The following is a 24,316-nucleotide window of genomic DNA, read 5'->3' on the forward strand; positions in this document are numbered from 1 at the left end:
ATTTTCTAGTTGCACATTAAGATGGACAAGTATTATTGCCCGTAATCACTGTGAACCTTTTTCCTTATCTAAAACAAAAAAGAATTCCTTTGAGGATATTAGCCGGTCCCTTTCGAGGTACTCGCCTTATCCTGAACCCAACCTGTTCCAAGCGAAAGATTCTTGGCATTTACGAACACATACTAAACCCTTGGCTTAACCTGGTTATTCGTGATATTGAGGTTGTGTTTGATGTCGGCGCTAATGATGGCTATTTTACCTATGGGTGTGCCCAAGCGCTCAAACGATGTAATAAATTGGGTCACATTATTGCCTTTGAGCCGGGATTAGATGAACAAGCTGCCTTATCAATTCCCGCTACTTGGTCTGACTATGCTGGTATTAATTTTGAATTCATCCCCCTGTTTGTGGGTTCTATCTCCAATGAATCGACAATTACATTAGACAAAGCTTATGATGAACGTCCATCACTACAGGGAAAGCCACTACTAATCAAAGTAGACGTGGAAGGTTCTGAAGTTGATGTACTAGAAGGGGCAACTTGCTTACTTCAAAAACCCCATCACTGGGTTGTCGAAGTTCATGGTGATCATCTACTCGATCCAGTGCTGGATTTCTTTACTAAAGCTAAAAGAGCAGTAGATATCCGTCTACTCCAACCCCATTGGCTGCTAGGTTCAGAATCACGCACCATCAAAACATCATGGGTTACCACTCGACCGGATAAAGCGAATGTCTGATAAAGTGGCACCATGGATTTGCTGTCAACTCGGTGCCCGTGAACATTATGCTATCCCACGAGCTTTACACCAACATGGAAAACTTACCCACTTGATTACCGATGCTTGGGTTTTACCTCAATCTCCACTCAACGTGCTACCGAGACATAATTTAGCGAATTTACGCGATCGCTTCCACCCTGATTTAGCCCCAGCCTCTGTCCACGCCTTCACCCACTCTTTGATTCGCTTTGAACTGGTGCAACGCCTGCAAAACACTTTAGGGTGGACACGTATTATTGCCCGTAATCACTTGTTCCAACAACGAGCTGTTGAGTTACTCGAAAGCATCACGCCAAAACTTAACACTCGTCCTATCCTCTTTGCCTACAGTTATGCCGCTTTAGAACTGTTCCGCTATGCCAAAACCCAGGGTTGGTACACTATCCTAGGTCAAATCGATCCAGGACCTGTCGAAGAAACATTAGTTCGACAGGAACATCACAGACATCCAGACTACCAGTCTAACTGGCAACCTGCACCGCCTGAATACTGGATAAACTGGCGAAAAGAATGTTTCCTAGCTGACCGAATTATCGTGAATTCCCCCTGGTCAAGCCAAGCCTTACAAAAAGTTGGTATTCCGGCAAATAAAATGGACATTATTCCCCTTGTTTACACCCCCCCTGAGACAGCCAGTACTTTGGAGCGAACCTACCCCGCCGCGTTTTCGGCACAACGTCCCCTGCGTGTACTGTTTCTGGGTCAAGTAATCTTACGTAAGGGTATTGGTGCAATTTTAGAAGCGGCTGAACTCTTACATGATCAACCGATAGAATTCTGGTTCGTTGGTTCTCCAGGCATTGCCAGGTCAGCTAGAATATACAGGAATATCAAGTGGATTGGTGCTATCTCTCGCAGTCAAACAGCAAACTACTATCAACTCGCCGATGTTTTCCTATTTCCTACCCTTTCGGATGGTTTTGGCTTGGTTCAACTAGAAGCACAGGCATGGAAGCTGCCGATAATAGCATCCAGATTTTGTGGTGAAGTCGTCAAAGATCAAGTAAATGGAATAATCTTACCAGAAGTAACCGGGGAAGCAATTGCACTTGCCATAGAATTCTGCTTGCGTAATCCTCAAAAACTCCAAGCCTTTACTCGCTCTGCTACTGATATTTCTAAGTTTAACCTTTCACCACTATATAACCATCTCCAATCTCTATCCTATGCCTTTATTTGAATACCCAGAGCTAGCTGTTACCCAATTCGCACTACTCGTTATCAGTGTGATTTGGTTGCTGCAGCGGAATGATGAAATTCCCATGCTAATCAGTAGCTTCATGTTTTACGTCGCCTCCTATCGATATTGGGCAGTCACTCAGGGAATTAATAATTGGGTGAACCTAACTTGGCTGGGGCTGACTTCTGTGACGCAGGAAGCTGCGCTTAAAGCCTTAGCTTACATTGTATTTGGTCAAATCTGTCTTCTAGTTACCTATATGTGGAACCAGAGACGAATCCTGCCAATTCTTGATTCGACTGCTGGCGATCTCTCTTTCTACCAATGGCTACGCCCTAAGGTCATTCTCTTTGGCTTATTTTGTCTTCCATTGGTGGTGCTGACTCGCTCTCAAGTTGCTGGACAATTAAGGGGTGGCAGTTCCTTGGCATTTCAAGTCAGTAGCTATTTATATTTATTTCCCCTAGCTCTAGTAGGAATTACTACCCTAGTATTCTGTTTGTGGAAATTGGCTGGGTTTCCATCATTGCTACTTAAAATTGCTGCTATGTCGATTATTATTGCTGTATTTAACATTACTTTCGGCAGTACTGGACGTTTCCAGTTTATGGGATGGATAACCGCTGCTGGAATCATTGTATCCTCTTCTTATCGACCAAAAACTCGTCTTGTTATTATTGGTAGTTTTCTCCTCTTAGCAATCAGTCTGTTTGCTATAGCCGGAGCAATGCGTAATCCAAACTTTGCCGATGATCGCTTAAATCAGGCAGCTTGGGAGCGTGCATCCAGTGCAGAAGATGCCAATATGCTCGATGGCTTTGTACTTCTACAGAATGTCTATCCCCAACGCCTAGACTTTCAGTGGGGTATGGAGCATCTAGAAATCCTAATGCGCCCGATTCCCCGAGCTTGGTGGCCAGAAAAACCAGTGGGAGGTTATATGAATAAACTAGGCTTAACTATTCATGGCGGCAAGGGAACACTAGGGATTTCACCGAGCCTATTTGGATCGTTCTACGCTGAGGGGGGTATTATTGGTATTTTCTTATTTTCATTGCTCTACGGAATAATTCTGGCTAAGATAGTTTGTTACAGTACTAAACTACAACCCTTTGCTGCTATCCTTGTCCGTGCCATTCTCTGTGCTTCGTTACTTCCGTTGCTACGTGGCGGGGACTTGCCGGGAATTTATGCCTGGATTGGTATGGCTTTCTGGCCTTGTTTTTTATTACTCTGGATGAAACGCGCCGATTTGCGATTGAAATTACCTGAATCAGTTTCTGTTTATTATCATGAAATAGAATGAATTTTATCCAAAAATTATGACGATCAGTAATTAACTTGAAAACTCCTGTCTAAACTCGGGTAGCATCTGTATAAAATTCAGCTATGCATGTTGTTATAATTTTTCACACGATTGGAGGCTATCATGCGGCTCGACTGCGTGCTGCTTATACTGTTTGTCAACAAAAATGTTGGCGCTTTACTGCAGTTGAAGTGACAGACAATACCATAGAACATCCCTGGGGTGACATAAGGCAAGAAATTACGTTTCCTTACCAAACTCTCATGCCTGTGGCAACTACCCCGGCTTTAACAAATCGTAGTTCTCAGTCTACTGAAGCAGTATCTTTACTATTTTCTTGTCTGGATACTCTGAAACCAGATATTCTGGCTATTCCCGGTTGGGGATTTCCTGTTTCTCGTGCTGCTTTGTCATGGTGTCAACGTAATCATATTCCATCAATCGTGATGAGTGAGAGCAAAAGAGATGATGAAAAACGGCTTTGGTGGAAAGAACGACTTAAATCTTGGCTTTATATTAAGAAATATAATGCTGCGCTTGTGGGTAGTGAACTACATCGCCACTACTTGATCGAATTAGGTATGCCAAGGGAGCAAATTTTTCTGGGTTACGACGCAGTTGACAATGACTATTTTAATAAAGGAGCTAATGCTGCCCGAGTTGATCCAGATGGGGCAAGACGGCGACAGCCGCAAATTCCTTTAAAACCTTATTTTATCACAGTAACTCGCCTAATCAAGCGCAAAAATGTGTTACGCATTGTAGAAGCATTTGCGGCTTATCGTCAACAAATTGGAGAAGATAAAGCTTGGGATCTGGTGATTTGTGGGAAAGGTCAAGAAGAAATATCTTTACGGAATCTAATTGGTAAAAATAAACTTGATAGCTGTATTCATTTGTCCGGTTTTGTAACCTACAAAGCTATAGTAGACTGGTATGGTTTAGCTAATGCTTTTGTACATCCTGCAATACAAGAACAGTGGGGTTTAGTGGTGAATGAAGCTTGTGCAGCCGGACTACCAATTTTGTGTAGCCGAACAGTGGGGGCTTGTCATGAACTTGTCCAAGACTATCAAAATGGTCTCTTATTTGATCCGGAAAGCGGTCAAGATATTAGTCGAACTTTGATCAGTATACATCAATTAGATGTATTATCAAGAACTAGTATGGGACAATTAAGCCAAGCACTTGTTGCTAAATATAGCCCACAGAGATTTGCTGATGGTCTCATAGATGCTATCAAAGCAGCTTTGTTAGGCTAGGCGAAATTTATATATATAGAGTCGTCAGCAATGAAAAGCCTACATGTGATCTCTTCTGTATCTCCAGTTCGTGGTGGACCTACTCATGCTGTTCTGCAAACAGTTAAAGCATTACGCAATTTGGGAGTTGATTCTCAAATTGTTACAACCAATGATCACGGCTCGGAGCAACTGCTAAACGTATCATTAAATACAAAGATTGAGTATCAAGGAGTTCCGACTAGATTTTTTTCACGATATTATCCATGGATAAAAAAAAATCATTTTAATAGGGATAAAGCTTTTATATTTTCGGCTGAACTGACTCGTTGGCTCTGGCATCATATCAGAGACTATGATATAATTGAAACCCGTTATCTTTTCTCTTATCCCTCTAGCTGTGCTAGAATAATTGCCCGACGACAAGGAATTCCATATATAGTTCATCCAACGGGTCAACTAGCTCCTTGGGCACTAGCACAGAGTCGCTTAAAAAAACAAATCTATTCCTTCTTGATCGAGCGTCCTAATCTGAATTCCGCAGCAGCTATTCAGTGTTCTTCCAAAGGGGAAGTAAAAGATGTTCATAAGTTTGGAATTCAAGTTCCCACCTTTACAGTACCAGTAGGAGTCAATTCATTCGTTGATTGTCCAGAAGCAGAAGCTAGACATAAGTTACATCATACTTATGGAATACCGAATCAAAAGCCAATCGTACTATTTTTGTCTCGCCTGCACTATAAAAAGCGTCCTGATTTGTTAATTCAAGCCCTCAGCCAACTCGCTGTTAAAAGCTATGATTTTCACCTGATATTGGCAGGTTCAGGGGAAACCGACTATGTAAATCATCTAAAAAAATTAGTCGCCTCTCTTGGTTTAGCTAAACATACATCATTTGCTGGTTTTGTCACAGGTGAAGACAAAAATTTACTCCTCCAAGGTTCGGATATCTTTGTCCTCCCTTCTTTTTCAGAAAATTTCGGAGTAGCAGTAGCCGAAGCCATGGCGGCTGGATTACCCGTGATTGTTACCCCCGGTGTACAAATTTCACCAGAAATTGCCGCAGCCAAAGCGGGATTAGTTGTAGAGGGAGAGATTGAGACTCTTGCTGATGCGATCGCGACTTTGCTAAACTCCCCTCATCTATGCCATGAACTAGGCGAGAATGGCAAGCGCTTGGTGAGTCATCGATATTCCTGGAAGGTAATCGCTCAAAATCTGATTTCTGTCTATACTGCAATAATCGAGGGGAAACCTTTGCCTGATCATCTCAGTAATTATTGATCAGCCGTCAAATCAGTGACTTTTCCCCCTAGCCCGCTAGTACAAATATTCTGGTGAAAATCTGCCGTCATCAATTTAAATGGAGATGCTGTTTGACCAGCGCTACCCTGATCCTGCTTCTACTGAGTATCATTCCCCTGCGGCTGGCGATCGCACAATACCAATCACCCTTCCCTCAAGCTATCCTAACCTTAGGCGGTGGGCGCGATCGCGAACGATTCACCGCCCAATTTGCCCAAACTCACCCCTCCCTAGACATCTGGGTTTCGAGTGGTTCACCCCCCGAAGTTACCTATACCATTTTCCAGAATGCTAATATTCCGATTCAGCGCGTTCATCTCGACTATCGCGCCGTCGATACCGTCACCAATTTTACCTCCCTAGTAGCTGACTTCAAACGCCACAAAATCCAACATATCTACCTAATCACCTCCGATTATCATATACCCAGAGCCAAAGCGATCGCGACTCTTGTCCTCGGAAGCCAAAGCATCACCTTCACCCCCATCTCCGTACCCTCCAACCAACCCACTGAATCCTGGCTGCGTATCCTTCGTGACAGCATTCGCGCCCTACTATGGATTATTACAGGTCATACTGGCGCTACACTTAAGCCACAATTGATTAGTTATTTGTCCTTTGTCCTTCGTCATTTGCCCTTTGTTATATAATTTATGAGAACCTCTGCGAACCTCTGCGCTAACCTCTGCGTCCTCTGCGTTAAAAAAGTACAACTTATCGGGGAACTTACTTAAACTCATCCGCCACTATTCATCGCCATTACGATAAAACGTAGCACAAAAATCCCCTTTCCCCTGAAACCCTTTAATTAACGGGTAGGTAATCAATCCAATCGCCAAACCTTCCGCGATCGAATACGTCAACGGCATCATTAAAATTGTTAAAAATGAAGGAATGGACTCGGCGGGATCATCCCAATGAATTCCCCGTAAATTCCCAGCCATCAACACCCCCACAATCACCAACGCTGGTGTCGTAGCAAACGCCGGAATTCCCGAAAGTAAGGGAATAAAAAATATTGAAACAATAAACAAAATCGCCACAACAACAGCCGTAAATCCCGTGCGCCCCCCTTCCGCAATACCCGCAGCCGACTCAATATACGTCGTCACCGTCGAAGTACCCAAAACCGCCCCTACCGTTGTCCCCACTGCATCCGCCATCAACGCTTGATTTGCCCGGGGCAATTCCCCATTTTCATCAATATAGCCCGCCTGCATCCCCACCCCAGTCAGCGTACCCACGGTGTCAAATAAATCCACAAACAGAAACACAAACAACACCGCCAGGAAATCCCACCCATTCACCTGATTGATTCTACCCAATCCCGCGATCGCAACCCCAATTAAATCCACGGGTAACTCAGGAACACCGACAATCCCCTCTGGTAACGGAGACACGCCGAGAATCCAGGCTAGCGCCGCCGTTGCCAAAATCCCCCATAGCAGCGCCCCCGTGAGGCGACGGGCGACAAATGCCGAGGTAATCAGGATACCCGCGATTGCAATTAATGTCGAAGGTTGACTCAAATCCCCTAATTTCGTTTTTGTCACCGCATCAGCGGCGATAATCCCCGCCCCACTTAAGCCAATATAGGCGATAAATAAGCCAATTCCCGCCGCCGTTGCCCGTTTCAGACAATCGGGAATCGCTTTGACGATTAAATGGCGCACATTTGACAGAGTTAGGGCAATAAAAATCAACCCTTCGATTAAGATAGCAGAAAGGGCAATCCGCCAGTCGATGCCTAATCCCAATACCACCGAGTAGGTAAAAAAGGCATTGAGTCCCATACCGGGGGCAAGGGCAAGGGGGTAATTCGCCCACAATCCCATAACTAGGGTAGCAATTGCCGCAGAAAGTGCTGTGGCGATGACTAATTCATTAAACAAATCTCCTGATGCTTGTAAAAAAATGGCATCGGATAAAATGCCCGGATTCACAACCAAAATATAAGCCATTGTCATAAAGGTGGTGAACCCTGCCAATAGTTCTATGCGGATCGTGGTTTGATATCGATCAAATTTAAAGAATTTAGCCAGAACTCCTAACTGTCTCCTTGGTTGTCCAGAAGGATCATGATGACTCATAACTGTCCCCTGAGATGCCCTAATATTAGCTTACTCCTTTCTCAGAATGAGATATGGAGCAGATGTTAGCGTTAGCGAAGCGGGGTCAACTCCCCACCCGATCCTCGACTTCTTAAAGAATTTGGGGATCTAATGCCAACCCGATTCACCTGATATTATATGATTTTAAATAACAAATCATTAACCTTATCAAACTATTGGTTCCATGTTTGCTTAGCGGCTATTTTTTTAGCCTCAGCCATTCTCCGATTTTGGGGCTTGGGTCGATTTAATGCTTTGGTATTTGACGAGGTATATTATGCCAAATTTGCCAATAATTACTTAACGGGAACAGACTTTTTCAATGCCCACCCGCCATTGAGTCAATATATTATCGCGATCGGGATGTGGCTGGGTTCTCATCTTCCCTGGGATCAGCAGCCCATGAATGGTTTGGCGGGTTCATTGCTATCTACATGGAGTTATCGTTGGCTGAATGCGCTCACGGGTTCGTTTATCCCCTTAGTTGTCGCCGGGATTGCTTATCAGCTTAATCGGCGTCGCAGCTATGCGTTAATTGCCGCCTTGTTAGCCGGGGCAGATGGTCTATTTTTAGTTGAGTCTCGCTACGCGCTGAATAATGTCTATTTGGTTATTTTGGGATTATTTGGGAATTTATGTTTGTTAATCGCACTCAGTCAACCCCAGTCAAAACGCTGGACTACTATGGCATTATCGGGTGCTTTTTTTGGCGCATCTGCTTGTATTAAATGGAATGGTTTATGGTTTTTATTCGGAGTTTATCTTCTTTGGGGAATGGCTTGGTTGCTTCAGTGGAGAGGTGATTCAAAAAAAACGTCGCTTGGGGCGGGTTTAGTAACATCAGAGTCTCAAAAAATGCTCATGGTAAAATCTGATTCTACAGACGCGCCATGGCACGTCTCTACATTTAAAACCCGGTTCCCTCAGAGCCAAGCGTTAGGTCAAAACCTGGTTTCCTCAGAGCCAATCGTTGGATCAAAACCCAGTGCCCTCAGAGCCAAGCATTGGGGCAAAACTTCTTTAGTTAATCTAACTCAATTAAACGGGATTCAGTTTTTAGTCAATTTTGCCCTAATTCCAGCGTTAACCTATAGCTTACTCTGGATTCCCCACCTAATCATGAATCCCCAACCCGGATTTTGGGACGCCCACTATAGAATTTTGACCTTTCACGAAAAAATTGGCAGCGGACCAGAGGTTCATCCCTACTGTTCTAAATGGTACACTTGGCTGATTATGCTGCGACCTGTGGCTTACTTTTACCAAACTGCCCAGAGTACCCGCGAACAAGTCCCGGCTTACCCTCCGTTACCCAAGGGATATGGTCAGGTGATTTATGATGTCCATGCTATGGGAAATCCTATCCTTTGGTGGCTATCAACAGCAGCAATTTTATTGTTACTGTTGCTGTTGCTACAGCGTCTTTGGTCAGGAATGCGGGGATATTTTCCACCTACAACGGTGAATTATATTAGTCTCTATTTAGGGCTTAACTGGCTGGCTCAGTTATTACCTTGGGTTGGGGTCAGTCGCTGTACATTTTTATACCACTATATGGGCGCTTCTGTGTTTTCTGGGTTAGGGTTAGCTTGGTTGGTTGACCGTTGGCTACATCGGGAGCAAGAGTCTTGGCAAATCGCGGCAATAACGGTTATCAGTTTAATTCTGTTGGCATTTGTCTTTTGGTTACCGATTTATTTAGGTTTACCTCTATCTACTGGGGGTCATCAACTGCGAATGTGGTTCCGTTCTTGGATTTAGATTATTTTGTCATTGGTCATTGGTCATTGTTCATATCATGTCCGGTCAAACACCCCTAATAAAAACCCCTGAAATCCTTAATATTAAAGCATTGCAATTAGGGGCAATCGTCAGGATATGATATCATTGGTAATATTGGCGCTTGTAGGTGCGATCCGCTTGTATAAATGAACAACTCTCGTCGTCTCAATTTGGTCTGGTCGCCCTCTATGATTCGGTGATGCTGCAAGGCTGGCGCCCCTAAGTTTCCCTACATTTAGGTGTGCTATTGCCCTTGTGTCATTGCCACAATTTGAAGCGTTGTTAGTTCTAACCATGAAGGCTTCCTAAGTATTCATGTTGGGTTTCGTTCCAAAGACCCAACCCACGAGGTTACATTGAAGTGTGGAATGTGGGTTCCATCATATACACTGTAATGGAGGTGACTCTCATGGAACCAAAGGAGAAGCGATCGCCATGATTGCAGTGATTGATAAAACACCAGTCTCAATCGATCAATTCCTGGATTGGTATCCACAGATTTCAGAGAACCGCTATGAATTGAGACGCGGGGTGATTGTCGAGATGCCAAAACCGAGAGGGAAGCATTCGGAGATTGCAGGATTTGTGATTAAAAAGTTGAATACCGTGATTGACGATAAGCAAGTTCCTTTCTTTATTCCTAGAGAATGCATGATCAAAATTTCGGAGGATACTGGCTATGAACCTGATGTCGCGGTGGTGAATCGACCAAACTTAGCGAATGAATCCCGTTGGGAAAGTTCATCAGTGATTGAGCATGGGGAATCGGTGAAACTCGTAGTCGAGGTGGTTTCCACGAATTGGCGTGATGATTATGCCCTCAAAATGACTGACTACGAGAGTATTGGCATTGGTGAATATTGGATTCTAGATTATCTTGGCATAGGTGGGCGGCGTTACATTGGCTCACCCAAGCAGCCAACGTTCACAATTTGCACCATGGTGGATGAGGAATACGAATTACAGCAGTTTCGTGGCAATGAGCGTATCATTTTTCCCACATTCCCAGAATGGGAATTAACGGTCAACCAGATTTTCCATCCAGGTGAATGAGCCAAAGGATTTCACCATTGTTGACATTAAGCTTTAAATGCCGAACAGCTTAAAAGGGCGTGGAGTAAACAGAGAGCTTTTTTTATGGGTTTGGTTACCCCATTTTCAACCAGTCAAAGACTTGGTTGACGCTAAGAGATAATTTTATATCGCCCAAAACTGGCAGGACTTGTTCGCCCTGAAATAACACAGGTTGCTGCTGCAGTTGTAGACACAAAATGCTGAGATCGTCTGGGTCAATAAACCAGCCTAGGCGACTGCCATGTTCTAGGCAATAGAGAATATTGCCTAACACTTTGTTGGGTCGTTGTTCGGGGGAAAGAATTTCTATCGTCCAATCGGGCGGAAGGTCAAAGTTATCTGGTACGTTACCCTCAACAGTGAAGGGAATACGTTCCCACTGAAAAACTGCCACATCGGGGACGATGGATCGTACACCAAAACTACATCTTAATTCTGGGAAGGCATAGGCAATTTTTGTCTCCTCTGCAACTTGATTGATAGTGGCGCAGAGTTTTCCTTGCAAGCGGCTATGTCGTCCCTTTGGCGTGGGCTTTTGTATGATTTCTCCATTGATATATTCACTGGCGGGTTTGGTTTCTGGTTGTTGCAGAAATTCTGGCAATGTTAGTGGTTTGGAGAGTGCTTGTACCATTTGGATCGCCTGCAAGGTGAGACGGCAAGTTATAGACTCAATTCTAGTTACAAAGCGACGCGATCGCGCCTTGGTACGATAAACCTATCGTAGTGGCTTGGCACACCTAATTTAGTGGATTAGCCTTATACCCAGAAAACTTATAAAATTAGGGGCTCGCATCCCCTACTACGAACCCAACCCACGATCCTAGACGTTCCACCGGAAGAGTCTCTACAAGTTTCCCCTCTGCTTCCAGAGGCTTCTTGCATCGTGTCTGGAACATTGCTCCCCCTGCACCTGGAACCCCTCCGCTCCCCCTGTTTCTCACGATAGAATAGGTGAAATGACCAGCGATCGCACTGCCTCTGGTCAACTATCTACTAAAATCTCTAAAGTTATTGTATTCAGCGATTTGGCATTAACAGCGAGAGGAGACAAAATTACGCATGGGCAAGGTAGTCGGCATTGACCTAGGGACAACAAACTCTGTGGTAGCCGTCATGGAGGGTGGCAAGCCGGTTGTCATTGCTAATGCAGAAGGTATGCGGACAACCCCTTCTGTGGTGGCGTTTAGCAAGGAAGGGGAACGCTTAGTCGGACAAATGGCACGTCGCCAAGGGGTTCTGAATCCCCAAAATACGTTTTATGGGATTAAGCGATTTGTGGGGCGTCGATATAGCGAACTCAATCCTGAGTCAAAGCGCGTCCCCTATACAATTCGCCGTGATCCAGAAGACGCGATTAAAATTCGCTGTCCCCGCCTGAAGCAGGAATTTTTCCCGGAAGAAATTTCAGCGATGGTACTGCGGAAGTTGGCGGATGAGGCGACTCGCTATCTGGGTGAAGAGGTGACGGGGGCGGTGATTACGGTTCCCGCCTATTTTAATGATTCTCAACGACAGGCGACGCGAGATGCTGGGCGGATTGCGGGTTTGGAGGTGTTGCGAATTCTCAATGAACCGACAGCCGCATCTTTGGCGTATGGGTTAGATCGCCAAGACAGTCAGACTATTTTAGTCTTTGATTTGGGCGGTGGTACGTTTGATGTCTCGATTCTAGATGTGGGGGAGGGTGTATTTGAGGTTAAATCCACCAGTGGGGATACCCAATTGGGGGGAAATGATTTTGACCGCAAAATCGTGGATTGGCTAGCCGAACAGTTCCTCGAAACCGAAGGAGTGGATTTACGCCGCGATCGCCAAGCCTTACAGCGATTGATGGAAGCCGCTGAAAAAGCCAAGATTGAGCTTTCCGGGGTGGGGGTGACGGAGATTAATTTACCCTTTATTACCGCCACCGCAGATGGACCTAAGCATCTGGAAACCAGACTGACTCGTCCCCAGTTTGAGGGATTGTGTGGGGAATTAGTCAGTCGTTTACGTCGTCCCCTAAAACGCGCCTTCAAAGATGCGGGATTGACGCCTGTGCAAATTGATGAGGTGGTTTTGGTTGGGGGTTCGACTCGCATTCCCTTAGTTCAGCAATTGGTTCGGAGTTTAATTGATAAAGAACCGAATCAAAATGTGAATCCCGATGAAGTGGTGGCGGTTGGGGCGGCAATTCAAGCGGGTATCCTGAGTAATGAAGTTAAGGATGTGCTGTTGCTGGATGTGACGCCGTTATCGATGGGATTAGAAACCATTGGTGGGGTGATGAAAAAGCTGATCCCCCGGAATACGACTATCCCCGTGCGGCGATCGGATATCTTTTCTACGAGTGAAAATAATCAAACCCTCGTAGAAATTCATGTCCTGCAAGGGGAACGGGAAATGGCAAGTGATAATAAATCCCTGGGACGATTTAAGCTGACCGGAATTCCGCCTGCGCCTCGAGGCATTCCCCAAGTGCAAGTAGCGTTTGATATTGACGCTAATGGGATTTTACAGGTAACCGCCCTAGATAAAACCACCGGGCGAGAGCAAAGTGTGACAATCCAAGGTGCATCGACCTTAAATGAGTCCCAAGTGCAACAGATGATTCGCGACGCCGAGGAAAATGCCCAATTAGATCGTCAACGTCGGGAACGAGTCGAGAAGCGCAATCGCGCCGAAACCATGGCGACGGATGCGGAACGTCAACTCAAGGAAGTTACGCTGGATTTTGGCACCCAATTTGCCAGTGCGTATCGGCGGCGGATTGAAGCGTTGGTGCTGGAACTACGAGACGCGATCGCGCAAAATGATGACCGGGGGATTGACCGGGCGCAATCGGATTTACAAGATACTATCTATGAACTCAAACGGGAGGTAAGGTTAGCTTACGCCGAAGATGAGGATGATGACTTTTTTGGCTCAATTCGTCGTGTCTTTACTGGAGAAGACGAAGAGGACGCCTATTGGGAACCCAAACGGCGTGAACCCCGTGAATCCCGTGAACCTTATGATTATGGTGTAGGGACAGGTCGATCCAGTCGCCGACGCGATCGCGATCGTGATAGAGATAGAGAGAAAACCTATTCCCGTCGCGATGTCCGTTCCGCCCCCTTAGAAAATGATTGGGATGAAGAAGATGATGATTGGTTTTAAATAGTATAAAGGCGTAGCATGGCACCTCTGGGTGTAGGGGCGGGTTTTACCGATAACATTTCAGAGAAAACCCTTAACTTAACTCGCACCCGCCCCGATTTGATCCGTTTTATTCATCAACGATATCACCGGAGTTGGGCGAAGCATTTGGGTATAATATTTTGGACAAGTATCATCAGATAGCCCCCCAAATGCTTCGCCCCTACAAATAACGAATGACGAATGACGAATGACGAATTACATAAACAAATGACTGACAATGCAAAACTTTCGGAATTATTACGAGATTTTAGGAGTTCCCCCCGATGCATCCAGTGATGAGATAAAAAAGGCATTTCGGCGACTCGCCCGTAAATATCACCCGGATGTGAATCCAGGGGATAAAGAGGCTGAGGAACGGTTTAAGGATATTAACGAAGCCAACGAAGTCCTGTCTGATCCCAGTCGGCGATCGCAGTATGATCAGGTTGGCAACTTCTTTAAGAAGAAAGGATTTACCCGTAAGGCGGCGAAAACCAATCCTGTGAAAACCACCTTCTCCCGCAATGGTCGGGGGCGGACTTCTAGCCAAGAGGTGGACTATAGTGAGTTTGGCGATTTTAACAGCTTTGTTGAGCAACTCCTCGGACGCCGTCCTCCTCGTCCCGGTATGGGAACGGAACGGACAGGGGGGCGAGTTGAGTCCTCCGATCCGTTTCGCCCAGGAACCCGGAAAACCGCTTATCGAGTTAATCCTAGCGCCCAGCCTAAAGATGTAGAGGCGCGATTAACATTGCCCTTAGAAAAAGCCTATACCGGGGGAATTGAGCGAATTCGCCTCGAAGATGGTCGATCTTTAGAAGTTGAATTACCCGGAAATATGGTCACAAATCAGCGAGTTCGCCTCAAGGGTCAAGGAATCGCTGGTGGGGATTTATTTTTAATTATTACGGTTTCGCCGCATCCATTTTTTAAGCTGAGAGGGTCAGATATTATTTGCCAGTTACCGGTGACAGCAGCCGAAGCGGTATTAGGAACTCCTGTAGAAGTACCGACTCTAGATGGGCGGGTGAAAATGAATATTCCGGCGGGGGTGCAGTCAGGTCAACGATTACGTCTAGCGAATAAGGGGTATCCGATAGAAGGGGAACGGGGCGATCAGTTAGTCGAGATTCAAATTGTGGTGTCAAAAACGCCAAGTCCCGAAGCGCGAGAACTGTATCAGAAATTGTTAGAAATTGAACGGTTTAATCCTCGGCGGGATTTGCCGATTTGAGGGAAAGGTAGAGGATGAAGGGAGAGCGATCGCGTCACCGCAAGTAGGTTGGGTTGAGGAACGAAACCCAACAGGTTAACGATGGCGTTGAGTAAGGCTTACGCTCTACCCAACCTCCAATAACTCTCTATCCACCAACTCGAAGCTGTGCCAAAATCAAGGCAAGTGTCTCACATTCATGAGTTATGGCTTGGGCATCAGGACAGAGGTTGCAGGGCGGGAAGTACACGATTGAGCAAAAACTAGGTGAAGGTGGCTTTTGTGTAACCTATCGCGCCAGAGATAACAATGGGCGAAAAGTTGTTATCAAAACCCTGAATGAAACAGTACAAAGCCGCCCCGACTTTGCCAAATTTCAGCAAGATTTCCTGAATGAGGCGCTACGGTTAGCTAAATGCTCGCATCCCCATATTGTGCGAGTTGATGAAGTCATCCAAGAGGGGCAACTGTGGTGCATAGTGATGGAATACATTGATGGGGAAGATTTAGCTAGTCGAATTGAGAACAAGGGCGCTTTACAAGAAGTTGAAGCCTTACGCTACATTCAACAGATGGGTGAGGCGCTAACGGTTGTTCATAATAACGGCTTGTTGCACCGAGATGTAAAACCGCAAAACATCATGTTGCGCTCTGGTAAATCAGAAGCAGTGTTGATTGATTTTGGCATTGCCCGTGAGTTTACCCCAAATTTAACTCAGACTCATACGCAAATGCTGTCCGATGGCTTTGCACCAATTGAGCAGTATGACAAACGAGCAAAACGGGGTGCTTACACTGATGTTTATGCTTTAGCCGCGACACTGTATTCGCTGTTAACTGAAGAAGTGCCAACGCTTGCTCCACTCAGGGCTATTAGTATGTCGTTTTTGGAACCAAAGGAAATTAATCCTAACATCAGCAACAGGGTGAATCAGGCGATTCTCAAGGGGATGGAGATCAAGCCAGAGAATCGTCCCCAGACAATGCAAGAGTGGATGGAATTATTAGGCATGGAAACTGTTTCCATCACTTCTGCGCCATCATCAACACAAACTTCCTCGCTTAAATTAATCTCCCTACTGGGGGTTAATTACACTAAACTACGGGATTTTCTAGCTGCTGAAAATTGGATAGGGGCTAATCTGGAAACTAGCAACGTTCTGCTTTCGATAGCCTGTTCTAGAAAAGGGCGCTGGCTTGATTCTGAATCTATTGCCAGAATTCCCTGCGAAGATCTCCGTATAATTGACCAACTCTGGGTTAAATATAGCAATGGTCACTTTGGTTTTAGTGTCCAAAAGCGCATCTGGGAAAGTGTGGATGGTAATGTGAATAAATTTGGCAATGATGTTGGATGGCGTAAGAATAACTCATGGATCAAATATGCTCAATTTACCTTCAGTCTCAATGCCCCCCAAGGACACTTACCGGAGTATTTGGAAGTATTGGGTTTTGTATGGAAATCTGGCTGGTTTGGTGCGTATTGGGATGGCGAGCTGAGCCGAATCGATTCTTTTGTGACAAAACTTGAAAAGTGTAACATTCAATAATCATAGAGGCTCTTATCAAGCACCTTAAAGCTGCACACTTCTAACACAACAAGTTCCAACTTTAGTAAGATTAGGAAAATCAACCAATTAGAAGAACAAAGAGAGCAACTTTTATCGCCTCCCCTCTTTCCACTCTTCTCCACCTGGTAGCTGAACTAAATTCTCATCAATAATTGCTGGCAACGTCTTTGCTGAATGTTCATACGTTAAATCGAGCAATCTCTGAGCCGTGATAACTATCTGTGTTCTATCCACCAATTCTGAGAGTTGAAAGGAATTATAAGCACCCTCCATAACTTCCACACTCGCCGGACGAATTGCCGCCTCAATTGCCTCTTCTAAAAAAGGCTCCCATTCATCTTGTTTGATGTAGTAAGATGTTTTATTCGCTTTGAGATTTAATTTTTGAATTTGTCGAAGAGAATCGGAAATTGAAGCCACCCAGGAATTGGTTAAACGCTGCTCAATTTGGTTTTTAATCAACTGAAGCAACAACCTGACGAGAAACGATTCAATATTACGGAGGATTGCTTGTTTACTCATCCCCTCTAATTCATCCACAATCACCAAAGCATCTGTATACCGTCCTTCTACGATGCTATTTCTTAGGTCAATTAGTTCTTGAGTCATAATCCCACCTTAAAAGATAGGCACTGATACGCTGAATATAGCATTCAGTCCCTACACCTGCCCGGAGTTCAAACTCCGGGCTAATAGCTCAAGTCCATTAAAATGGACTAAAACTCTTATCCAATCGGGCAGCAACAGTTTCAACCCAAGGCAGAGATAATTGATTGGGTAGGGGCACGATACTATCGTGCCCTGATCTAGCTCCAGAAAAGGATTAACTCAAGCGCTGGCGTAGCCACAATGCCAACAGAGGCAGAGCCAGTCGATAATTTTGCTCGGAGCCATAAATCAAGCCTTTGTGTTGTAATCCCGCGATCGCGCCTTGGAGACTCCCCCCTCTGGATAGGTAATGTTTGTGAATATAATCGCGACTTTGCGGCTTGTCAGTCGGATCTAACGCCAAAGACTCCAACAGATGCGCCTGATTCGCCGGAAGCAGCATCAGTAATGACTCGAAAACCATGGATAGGTCAGATAATAGATCTTGAATTGCCTGCTGGATGTGGCGATCGCGAATTAACCCGTCAGCCACCCGCACCGACTGGAGGCGTCGCACCAGTGCGGAAGCATCGCCTAAATGCCCCTGTACCGCATTGACAAACAATTCCAAGGCTTGCGATCGCGGATCGAATGTTAGCCCTTCTACATGCAGGACTTCTTGCGCCCAAGCCGCCACCACATCATCCGCTAAGGGAGCAAGCTGCACGATTTCTAAACTATTCCCCGGTTCATCAGGATGAATGCTAATTTCTGCGATCGTTGCCACCAATACATAACTCACCTGAGTCTGACGCTCGATCTCTTGCTTCAAAAAATTTTCCCACACCCCATGACGATCCCAAGAGCGAATGTGGGGGAAGCTTTCCAAAATTAACACTACCCGTTCACCTGTAGATTCGGCTAATTCTTGTAGGAAATCCAGTAATCCCTCAAATGCTTTCCATTGCTGCTCTTGACTTTTTACCCGAATTGGTTTGAGCTGTGCTCTACCTCGTCCGTTATCATGGAGGACAAATAATTCAACCGCCTTGTGTTCAATCCACTCTTGCATGAGAGCGTGAGCTGTTGCACTGGGAAACGTCTGATTGATGCTCTCGCACAGCAATTGCACGAAGCGCTGACCATCAGTCACCCGGATACAGTCAACTTCCAAGATTTTCACGCCAACTTCCCGAGCCGCCCGCCGTACCAGACTCCGACGTCCGCTTCCCGGTACTCCCACAATCAGCAGGTTGCCGTCATGGGCTAAAACCTGGGTGATTCGCTGGAATTGCGCTTGCCGTCCAACCAACTGAAACGGTGTTGATACATCCAAAATGGTCACGGTTTTAGTATCCTGATCGCAAGAGTAGACAGGTTCCGACGGTACGCCTTCACTCCTTCGGCAGCCGCCCACGGTATTGGCAGGCGACTCAGGGCTGAGGTTAAGTATTGATTTGCCACGAATCGGTTCTCTAATCCGGCTATTGCATGTTTTATCATGTCGCTCCCAAGCTCAAACCAACCCATTGGTGTGGTATGAGTCTATCGTCTGTATTGACACTTTTCAATAGTGTCAGCCTTTTTTAGCACTATTAAAACGTGCTATATATGTTTTAGCACCTTTTTCCAAGACAGCATAGCCGTGTTAGCTTGTTCCGCAAGAAGCCTCGCGCTGTACTCGTTGGCGAAGCCTTCTCCGAAGGAGTAGAGTCAGCGTCGAGATGAATTGCGGGGTCAACGTAGGATAGGTCGATAAACAGGAGGAAAACAAATGAGAACTGCGTACCAGTACCGATTGCGCCCAACAAAACAGCAGGCTGTCAAAATAGATAGATGGTTGTCTATGCTTTGTAGTCAGTACAATTACTTGTTGGGTGATAGGTTTAATTGGTGGGAGCAAAACCGCTCTCCAGTCAATGCTTGTCCTCTTGTTTGTCGCCTGCCAGAGTTTCGGGACAATCCTGACTATTACTCTCAAAAGAAAACATTACCTAAGCTCAAGAAAACACATCCTTGGTACGGCGAGATATATTCTCAAGTTCTTCAGGATGTAGTCAAGCGAGTCAAGGCAACGTTTGACCGCTTTCTTAAAGGTGACTGTAATGGCAAACGTAGCGGTAAGCCAAGGTTCAAGTCTCGGAGTCGCTACCGTACCTTCACCTATCCCCAAATGAAGGATGGATGTTTGCAGGGGAGCTTGATAAACTTGCCGATGTTTGGCAAAGTCAAAGTTTTCCTGCATCGTCCTATTCCTGATGGCTTCAAAATCAAAACAGCATCTGTTACAAAGAAAGCGGATGGCTATTACTTGACGTTATCCCTGGAAGACAAAACTGTTCCTGAAATCAAGCCAGATTTCAACCCGGATAAAATCGCTGGGGTTGATATGGGTTTAAAGGAGTTTTTGACAACTTCCGATGGCGAAACCGTTACCATTCCACAACATTATCGTAAAACTCAAAAACGCCTACGAGTTATCCAGAAACGGGTATCACGCAGGAAAAAAGGAAGTAACGGCAGACTTAAAGCCATTAAACAACTAGGAAAACAACATAAAACAGTTGCAGACAAGCGCAAGGATTTTCACTTCAAAACAGCGAAATGGCTGTTATCAAAATATGACGTAATCGCTCACGAAGACCTGAACGTCAAAGGACTTGCTCGTACAAAGTTGGCTAAGTCTGTGTTGGATGCTGGGTGGTCAAGCTTTCTGTCGATACTGACAAACAAAGCCGAAAATGCTGGTTTGTTGGTTGTACCAGTAAGCGCTCACAATACCTCACAAGATTGCTCCAATTGCGGTGAGAAAGTACCCAAAAAGGTGCATATTCGTTGGCATGACTGTCCTCACTGTGGGTGCAGCATTGACCGCGATCATAATGCAGCCATAAATATAAAAAACAGGGCGGCTGGGCAGACCGTCCTTAAAGCCAAACGCCTCCTAAGCAATAGCCGGATTGGTTTGGAAGCCTACACCGTACTCAAAGAGTCGGTGTAGGAGCTGTCACAAACATGCCTATTCGCCACCATACTGTGCGGATTTTTCGGCATCATCTTAAAAAAGACGCTAGCACGGCATCATCAGACCTTAGAACAGCGAGATTAAGAAGCACAATACCCCATGAGTACATTAACGATTGCCTGGATCGCACTACCGATGTTTGTGGGGTTCAGCATTTATCTGTTCCCCAAACTTGACCGATATCTCACACTGGGCGTCGCCCTGGTTTCGGTTGGATATGCGTTGCAGTTATTATTTGTGGCTAAATCGCCGATAAACCTGCAATTATTGGATAATTTTGGCGTCACCTTAATCGCTGACCAATTGAGCGGTTTTTTTATATTGACCAATGCTCTGGTAACAACCGCCGTTATACTTTATTGTTGGCACACCAATAAGACGGCTTTCTTTTTTACACAGACGATTATTTTACATGGCAGTGTCAATGCCACCTTTGTCTGTGCCGATTTAATCAGCTTATATGTGGCGTTAGAGGTCATTAGTATTGCCGCATTTCTGTTAATTGCCTATTCCCGAACGAATCGTTCGATTTGGGTGGCTTTACGTTATATGTTTGTCGGCAATGTGGCAATGCTGTTTTATCTGGTAGGTGCGGTTTTAGTTTATCAGGCAAATTATTCCTTTGCTTATGAGGGGTTGAGTAATGCACCCATCGAGGCAATTGCTTTGATCTTTCTGGGACTGCTGAGTAAGGGGGGTATCTTTGTATCGGGATTATGGTTACCGTTGACCCACTCGGAATCGGAGACACCTGTGTCAGCGTTGCTATCGGGGGTTGTGGTGAAAACGTCTGTGTTTCCCCTGGTGCGCTTTGCGTTGATGGTGCCAGAGGTTGATCCCATTGTTAGAGTCTTCGGCGTGGGAACCGCGCTGCTGGGAGTCGGTTATGCCGTCTTTGAAAAAGATACCAAGCGCACGCTAGCGTTTAGCACCATTTCCCAATTAGGCTGGATACTCGCTGCACCAGAAGTCGGTGGTTTTTTTGCCCTAGCCCATGGATTGGCGAAATCAACGCTGTTTTTGATCGCGGGTAACTTACCCAGCCGAAACTTTAAGGAACTTAAAGAGCAGCCGATGAATACCGGACTCTGGATTGCCCTCGTCATGGCTAGCCTCTCGATTTCTGGTTTTCCCTTGTTCGTCGGCTTTGGCGCGAAGGTATTAACGTTGAAAAACGTCCTACCTTGGCAATGGCTATGGATTGTCATGAACCTGGGGGCGGTGGGAACCGCGATGGTGTATGCCAAATTCATCCTTCTGCCCCATGGAAAAGGGAAGCCTGTTCGAGCCAGTTTCTGGACTCCAATCCTACTACTGCTCGGTGCGCTGATTGCCGCAAGCGGGATGTATTTAGAAGGATACACCCTGTTAAATATCACCAAAAACCTGGCAATCATCGGCGTTGGAAGGTGGACATACGTTTTAATTTTTCAACGAGTGGTACTCAAAGTACCCCGTATGCTTGAGCAATTGGAGCATCTAATCGGGGTGATGGTAGTGATGAGTCTAGCGTTGATTCTTCTATTCAAGATGGTATTGGCATGATTGCCCGAATGCCCATCAGCAATCTTTATCGAAAATTCTGCGATCGCTCTGAAGTTTATAGATGTCAATGGGATGTAAGCTGATGAACGATAATCCCTTTTACAAAACGACAATGCAAAACCGTGCCTTAGATTTTCCCATTTTGATTGTTGATGCCGACTTCCACTCAAAGAATGCTGCGGGTGTTTTCATGCGGAAGCTGGCAACGGAACTAGAAAACCTGGACTTTAAAATCTTGAATTTAGAAACCTACACCGATGCAGCAACTGTAGCTGGAGGCTTCAACGCCTTCTCCTGTATCTTGGTTTCCGTAGAAGGCTCTGAGGAGGGAGTCAACTTTGAAGCGCACTTGCAAGCTTTGCTAAAAGCTGCCCATCAGAAGAACGAGAACGTACCAATCTTCTATGTAGGCGAACGGAAAACTGTTGAGGAGTTGCAGCTACAATATCTCAGTCAGGTAGAAGGCGTAATTTATCTGTTTGAGGATACCTCTGAGTTCCTCGCTCGCCAGGTTGCCCGTGCTGCCCAAGATTATCTTGAGCATTTGTTGCCTCCTTTTTTCAAAGCAATGGTGAAGCACGCCGAGGAGTCCGCCTATTCCTGGCATACACCGGGACACGCCGGGGGAGTAGCCTTTATCAAAAGCCCTGTAGGTCGAGCTTTTCACCAGTTCTACGGCGAGAACGCTTTCCGCACTGACCTGTCGATCTCCGTGCCTGAACTAGGATCGCTCCTCGATCACACCGGTCCTATCGCTGATGCTGAGATAGAGGCGGCACGCAATTTTGGGTCTGACCACACCCTTTTCGTCATCAACGGTAATTCCACCGCAAACAAGATTGTATGGCACGGGATGGTGGGTCGCGATGATATTGTTTTGGTCGATCGCAACTGCCATAAGTCTATTTTGCATAGCATTGTGATGACTGGGGCTATCCCCGTCTATTTCACGCCATCACGGAATGAGCATGGCATTATCGGACCGATTAGCCTGGATCAATTCTCACCGCAAGCAATTGAGGCGAAAATCGCGGCGAATCCCCTTGCCCGCAATTACGCTAACAAAGCACGGATGGCGGTGGTAACGAACTCGACCTATGACGGTATCTGCTACAACGCAGATGCGATCAAGGAGCAAATTGGAGACGCAGTGGATGCCCTACATTTTGACGAGGCGTGGTTTGCTTATGCGGCTTTCCACGAGTTCTACGAGGGTCATTACGGTATGTCAGAGAGTTCTCCACGAGCTGAACATCCCATCGTGTTCGCAACTCAGTCCACTCACAAACTTTTGGCAGCCTTCTCCCAAGCGGCGATGGTTCATGTCAAAAATAGCCAGAAGCAGTCCATCGATTTCCGTCGCTTCAATGATGCCTTTTTGATGCACACTTCCACCTCGCCCAATTACCCGATCATGGCTTCCATCGATGTGGCATCACGGATGATGGCAGGACGCGGCGGGCGTACCCTCCTGCAAGAAACCATTGATGAGGCAATCACATTCCGACGGCTGATGCGTGACATGGGTAAGGAATTTGATCCGAGTGACTGGTGGTTTTCTACCTGGCAACCTGAAGACGTTCCCCTCAACAACGATTCGGTCAAGATAGAGGATTGGCAGCTACAAGCAGAAGCGAACTGGCATGGTTTCGCCAACCTCACTTCGGGTCAGGCAATTCTCGACCCGATTAAAGTCACCATTATCTGTCCTGGAGTAGGCGCAGGGGAAGGAGAGGTTGGTATCCCGGCGGCAGTTGTTTCCAAGTTCCTCTGGGAGCAGGGACTCACTGTAGAGAAAACTGGGATATACTCCCTCCTAGTGCTATTCTCCATTGGCATCACCAAGGGGAAGTGGAGTACGTTGCTAACGGAACTGATCAAGTTCAAGCGTCTCTACGATACCAACGCGCCCCTCGATATCGCCCTCAAGAGCGTTGCGCCACACAATGCTGCACATAGCAAGGGTCTGCGCGACCTTTGCACTGCAATCCACCAGAGCTACCGTGCCAACAATCTATTACAAGCTATTCATGATATGTATCTGACGCTTCCCGAACCAGCGATGCGTCCAGCCGATGCCTACAATGCCTTGGTACATGGTCATGTTGAGCCTGTAGATATTGAGGAAGCAATTGGTCGCATCTCTGCAAGTATGGTAGCTCCTACCCCCCCAGGCATCCCCGTCATCATGCCTGGAGAACGCTTCATCCCTGAAAGCCGCTCGATTATCGAGTACCTCAAGTTCACACGCGAATTTGATCGTCAGTTCCCCGGCTTTGAGAATGAGATCCACGGGCTGCGGATCGAGGAAAGTGGATCAGGGAAGCGCTACATGATTGATTGCGTTAAAGAATAGTAACCGTTTTCTTTTGTCCGACTACTTAAGGCAGGTTAAAACGAATACCACGCTCCTCATATTCTGGTGGGCAAT

The 24,316-nt window shown here is 46.0% G+C and carries 20 protein-coding genes; 15 read left to right on the forward strand and 5 right to left on the reverse strand.

Going from position 1 to position 24,316, the window contains the following annotated elements:
• The first annotated feature begins 50 nt into the window (after positions 1 to 50).
• From ACLGGO_RS09920 to ACLGGO_RS09945, 6 genes are all read left to right on the forward strand, one after another.
• Positions 51 to 740 (forward strand): FkbM family methyltransferase, encoded by a 690-nt coding sequence (locus ACLGGO_RS09920; protein WP_446419191.1) that lies wholly within the window; start codon positions 51 to 53, stop codon positions 738 to 740.
• Positions 733 to 1,962 (forward strand): glycosyltransferase family 4 protein, encoded by a 1,230-nt coding sequence (locus ACLGGO_RS09925; protein WP_446419192.1) that lies wholly within the window; start codon positions 733 to 735, stop codon positions 1,960 to 1,962. The genes ACLGGO_RS09920 and ACLGGO_RS09925 overlap by 8 nt, the downstream gene beginning before the upstream one ends.
• Complete coding sequence (locus ACLGGO_RS09930; RefSeq protein ID WP_446419193.1) at positions 1,949 to 3,268, forward strand: O-antigen polymerase; 1,320 nt, start codon at positions 1,949 to 1,951, stop codon at positions 3,266 to 3,268. Before ACLGGO_RS09925 ends, ACLGGO_RS09930 begins: the two co-directional genes overlap by 14 nt.
• An 83-nt stretch (positions 3,269 to 3,351) precedes the next feature.
• Complete coding sequence (locus ACLGGO_RS09935; RefSeq protein WP_446419194.1) at positions 3,352 to 4,530, forward strand: glycosyltransferase family 4 protein; 1,179 nt, start codon at positions 3,352 to 3,354, stop codon at positions 4,528 to 4,530.
• A 30-nt stretch (positions 4,531 to 4,560) separates the two neighbouring features.
• Entirely contained in the window at positions 4,561 to 5,793 is a 1,233-nt protein-coding gene (locus ACLGGO_RS09940) for a glycosyltransferase (protein ID WP_446419195.1), read from the forward strand.
• A 92-nt stretch (positions 5,794 to 5,885) separates the two neighbouring features.
• Positions 5,886 to 6,464: a YdcF family protein gene (locus ACLGGO_RS09945; protein WP_446419196.1), complete on the forward strand. Its 579-nt coding sequence runs from the start codon at positions 5,886 to 5,888 to the stop codon at positions 6,462 to 6,464.
• Positions 6,465 to 6,560: 96 nt separating this feature from the next.
• On the opposite strand, the gene ACLGGO_RS09950 is transcribed toward ACLGGO_RS09945, so the two are convergent.
• Positions 6,561 to 7,904 carry an NCS2 family permease gene (locus ACLGGO_RS09950; protein ID WP_446419197.1) on the reverse strand — a complete coding sequence of 448 codons (1,344 nt, stop codon included), beginning with the start codon at positions 7,902 to 7,904 and terminating at the stop codon, positions 6,561 to 6,563.
• A gap of 159 nt (positions 7,905 to 8,063) precedes the next feature.
• On the opposite strand from ACLGGO_RS09950, the gene ACLGGO_RS09955 reads away from it, so the two are divergent.
• Together ACLGGO_RS09955 and ACLGGO_RS09960 are read left to right on the forward strand one after the other, a co-directional pair.
• Positions 8,064 to 9,686 (forward strand): dolichyl-phosphate-mannose--protein mannosyltransferase, encoded by a 1,623-nt coding sequence (locus ACLGGO_RS09955; protein ID WP_446419198.1) that lies wholly within the window; start codon positions 8,064 to 8,066, stop codon positions 9,684 to 9,686.
• A 456-nt stretch (positions 9,687 to 10,142) separates the two neighbouring features.
• Positions 10,143 to 10,760 carry a Uma2 family endonuclease gene (locus ACLGGO_RS09960; protein WP_446419199.1) on the forward strand — a complete coding sequence of 206 codons (618 nt, stop codon included), beginning with the start codon at positions 10,143 to 10,145 and terminating at the stop codon, positions 10,758 to 10,760.
• A gap of 94 nt (positions 10,761 to 10,854) precedes the next feature.
• Here the strand turns inward: ACLGGO_RS09960 and ACLGGO_RS09965 are convergent, their stop codons facing one another.
• Positions 10,855 to 11,415, reverse strand: coding sequence for a Uma2 family endonuclease (locus ACLGGO_RS09965; RefSeq protein ID WP_446419200.1), 561 nt, complete (start codon positions 11,413 to 11,415; stop codon positions 10,855 to 10,857).
• Positions 11,416 to 11,843: 428 nt separating this feature from the next.
• On the opposite strand from ACLGGO_RS09965, the gene dnaK reads away from it, so the two are divergent.
• The 4 genes from dnaK (at position 11,844) to ACLGGO_RS09985 (ending at position 16,706) form a co-directional block, all read left to right on the forward strand.
• On the forward strand, positions 11,844 to 13,922 hold the full coding sequence (dnaK, locus tag ACLGGO_RS09970) for a molecular chaperone DnaK (RefSeq protein ID WP_446336760.1): 2,079 nt from the start codon (positions 11,844 to 11,846) through the stop codon (positions 13,920 to 13,922).
• 18 nt (positions 13,923 to 13,940) lie between these two features.
• The gene (locus tag ACLGGO_RS09975) at positions 13,941 to 14,105 is read left to right on the forward strand and encodes a hypothetical protein (protein ID WP_446419201.1); all 165 of its coding nucleotides are present in this window, start codon (positions 13,941 to 13,943) and stop codon (positions 14,103 to 14,105) included.
• A gap of 76 nt (positions 14,106 to 14,181) precedes the next feature.
• Positions 14,182 to 15,177: a DnaJ C-terminal domain-containing protein gene (locus tag ACLGGO_RS09980; RefSeq protein ID WP_446336761.1), complete on the forward strand. Its 996-nt coding sequence runs from the start codon at positions 14,182 to 14,184 to the stop codon at positions 15,175 to 15,177.
• A 185-nt stretch (positions 15,178 to 15,362) separates the two neighbouring features.
• A complete protein-coding gene (locus ACLGGO_RS09985) occupies positions 15,363 to 16,706 on the forward strand; it encodes a GUN4 domain-containing protein (protein ID WP_446419202.1) in 1,344 nt (447 codons plus the stop codon).
• 111 nt (positions 16,707 to 16,817) lie between these two features.
• Here the strand turns inward: ACLGGO_RS09985 and ACLGGO_RS09990 are convergent, their stop codons facing one another.
• The 3 genes from ACLGGO_RS09990 to ACLGGO_RS10000 all read right to left on the reverse strand — a co-directional run bounded on the left by ACLGGO_RS09990 (position 16,818) and on the right by ACLGGO_RS10000 (position 18,818).
• Positions 16,818 to 17,336: a DUF29 family protein gene (locus ACLGGO_RS09990; protein WP_446419203.1), complete on the reverse strand. Its 519-nt coding sequence runs from the start codon at positions 17,334 to 17,336 to the stop codon at positions 16,818 to 16,820.
• Positions 17,337 to 17,550: 214 nt separating this feature from the next.
• Positions 17,551 to 18,660 (reverse strand): AAA family ATPase, encoded by a 1,110-nt coding sequence (locus ACLGGO_RS09995; protein WP_446419204.1) that lies wholly within the window; start codon positions 18,658 to 18,660, stop codon positions 17,551 to 17,553.
• Positions 18,657 to 18,818, reverse strand: coding sequence for a hypothetical protein (locus ACLGGO_RS10000; RefSeq protein WP_446336763.1), 162 nt, complete (start codon positions 18,816 to 18,818; stop codon positions 18,657 to 18,659). Before ACLGGO_RS10000 ends, ACLGGO_RS09995 begins: the two co-directional genes overlap by 4 nt.
• A gap of 271 nt (positions 18,819 to 19,089) precedes the next feature.
• Here ACLGGO_RS10000 and ACLGGO_RS10005 point away from each other — a divergent pair, with 271 nt between their 5' ends.
• The 3 genes from ACLGGO_RS10005 to ACLGGO_RS10015 all read left to right on the forward strand — a co-directional run bounded on the left by ACLGGO_RS10005 (position 19,090) and on the right by ACLGGO_RS10015 (position 24,241).
• Positions 19,090 to 20,316 (forward strand): RNA-guided endonuclease InsQ/TnpB family protein, encoded by a 1,227-nt coding sequence (locus tag ACLGGO_RS10005; RefSeq protein ID WP_446419205.1) that lies wholly within the window; start codon positions 19,090 to 19,092, stop codon positions 20,314 to 20,316.
• 123 nt (positions 20,317 to 20,439) lie between these two features.
• Entirely contained in the window at positions 20,440 to 21,885 is a 1,446-nt protein-coding gene (locus ACLGGO_RS10010; protein WP_446336765.1) for a cation:proton antiporter, read from the forward strand.
• 112 nt (positions 21,886 to 21,997) lie between these two features.
• On the forward strand, positions 21,998 to 24,241 hold the full coding sequence (locus ACLGGO_RS10015) for an Orn/Lys/Arg family decarboxylase (protein WP_446336774.1): 2,244 nt from the start codon (positions 21,998 to 22,000) through the stop codon (positions 24,239 to 24,241).
• Positions 24,242 to 24,316: the final 75 nt, after the last annotated feature.

It is taken from the genome of Coleofasciculus sp., assembly GCF_046565525.1.
Lineage (GTDB): Bacteria > Cyanobacteriota > Cyanobacteriia > Cyanobacteriales > Coleofasciculaceae > Coleofasciculus.

Bases quoted from the DNA above. Each gene is read 5' to 3' on its own strand.
- ACLGGO_RS09955 (WP_446419198.1), top strand. From the start codon at position 8,064: ATGATTTTAAATAACAAATCATTAACCTTATCAAACTATTGGTTCCAT.
- ACLGGO_RS09990 (WP_446419203.1), bottom strand. From the start codon at position 17,336: ATGACTCAAGAACTAATTGACCTAAGAAATAGCATCGTAGAAGGACGG.
- ACLGGO_RS09935 (WP_446419194.1), top strand. From the start codon at position 3,352: ATGCATGTTGTTATAATTTTTCACACGATTGGAGGCTATCATGCGGCT.
- ACLGGO_RS10010 (WP_446336765.1), top strand. From the start codon at position 20,440: ATGAGTACATTAACGATTGCCTGGATCGCACTACCGATGTTTGTGGGG.
- ACLGGO_RS09960 (WP_446419199.1), top strand. From the start codon at position 10,143: ATGATTGCAGTGATTGATAAAACACCAGTCTCAATCGATCAATTCCTG.
- ACLGGO_RS09975 (WP_446419201.1), top strand. From the start codon at position 13,941: ATGGCACCTCTGGGTGTAGGGGCGGGTTTTACCGATAACATTTCAGAG.
- ACLGGO_RS09965 (WP_446419200.1), bottom strand. From the start codon at position 11,415: ATGGTACAAGCACTCTCCAAACCACTAACATTGCCAGAATTTCTGCAA.
- ACLGGO_RS09985 (WP_446419202.1), top strand. From the start codon at position 15,363: ATGGCTTGGGCATCAGGACAGAGGTTGCAGGGCGGGAAGTACACGATT.
- ACLGGO_RS10000 (WP_446336763.1), bottom strand. From the start codon at position 18,818: ATGATAAAACATGCAATAGCCGGATTAGAGAACCGATTCGTGGCAAAT.
- ACLGGO_RS10005 (WP_446419205.1), top strand. From the start codon at position 19,090: ATGAGAACTGCGTACCAGTACCGATTGCGCCCAACAAAACAGCAGGCT.
- ACLGGO_RS09925 (WP_446419192.1), top strand. From the start codon at position 733: ATGTCTGATAAAGTGGCACCATGGATTTGCTGTCAACTCGGTGCCCGT.
- dnaK (WP_446336760.1), top strand. From the start codon at position 11,844: ATGGGCAAGGTAGTCGGCATTGACCTAGGGACAACAAACTCTGTGGTA.
- ACLGGO_RS10015 (WP_446336774.1), top strand. From the start codon at position 21,998: ATGCAAAACCGTGCCTTAGATTTTCCCATTTTGATTGTTGATGCCGAC.
- ACLGGO_RS09930 (WP_446419193.1), top strand. From the start codon at position 1,949: ATGCCTTTATTTGAATACCCAGAGCTAGCTGTTACCCAATTCGCACTA.
- ACLGGO_RS09980 (WP_446336761.1), top strand. From the start codon at position 14,182: ATGCAAAACTTTCGGAATTATTACGAGATTTTAGGAGTTCCCCCCGAT.
- ACLGGO_RS09950 (WP_446419197.1), bottom strand. From the start codon at position 7,904: ATGAGTCATCATGATCCTTCTGGACAACCAAGGAGACAGTTAGGAGTT.
- ACLGGO_RS09940 (WP_446419195.1), top strand. From the start codon at position 4,561: ATGAAAAGCCTACATGTGATCTCTTCTGTATCTCCAGTTCGTGGTGGA.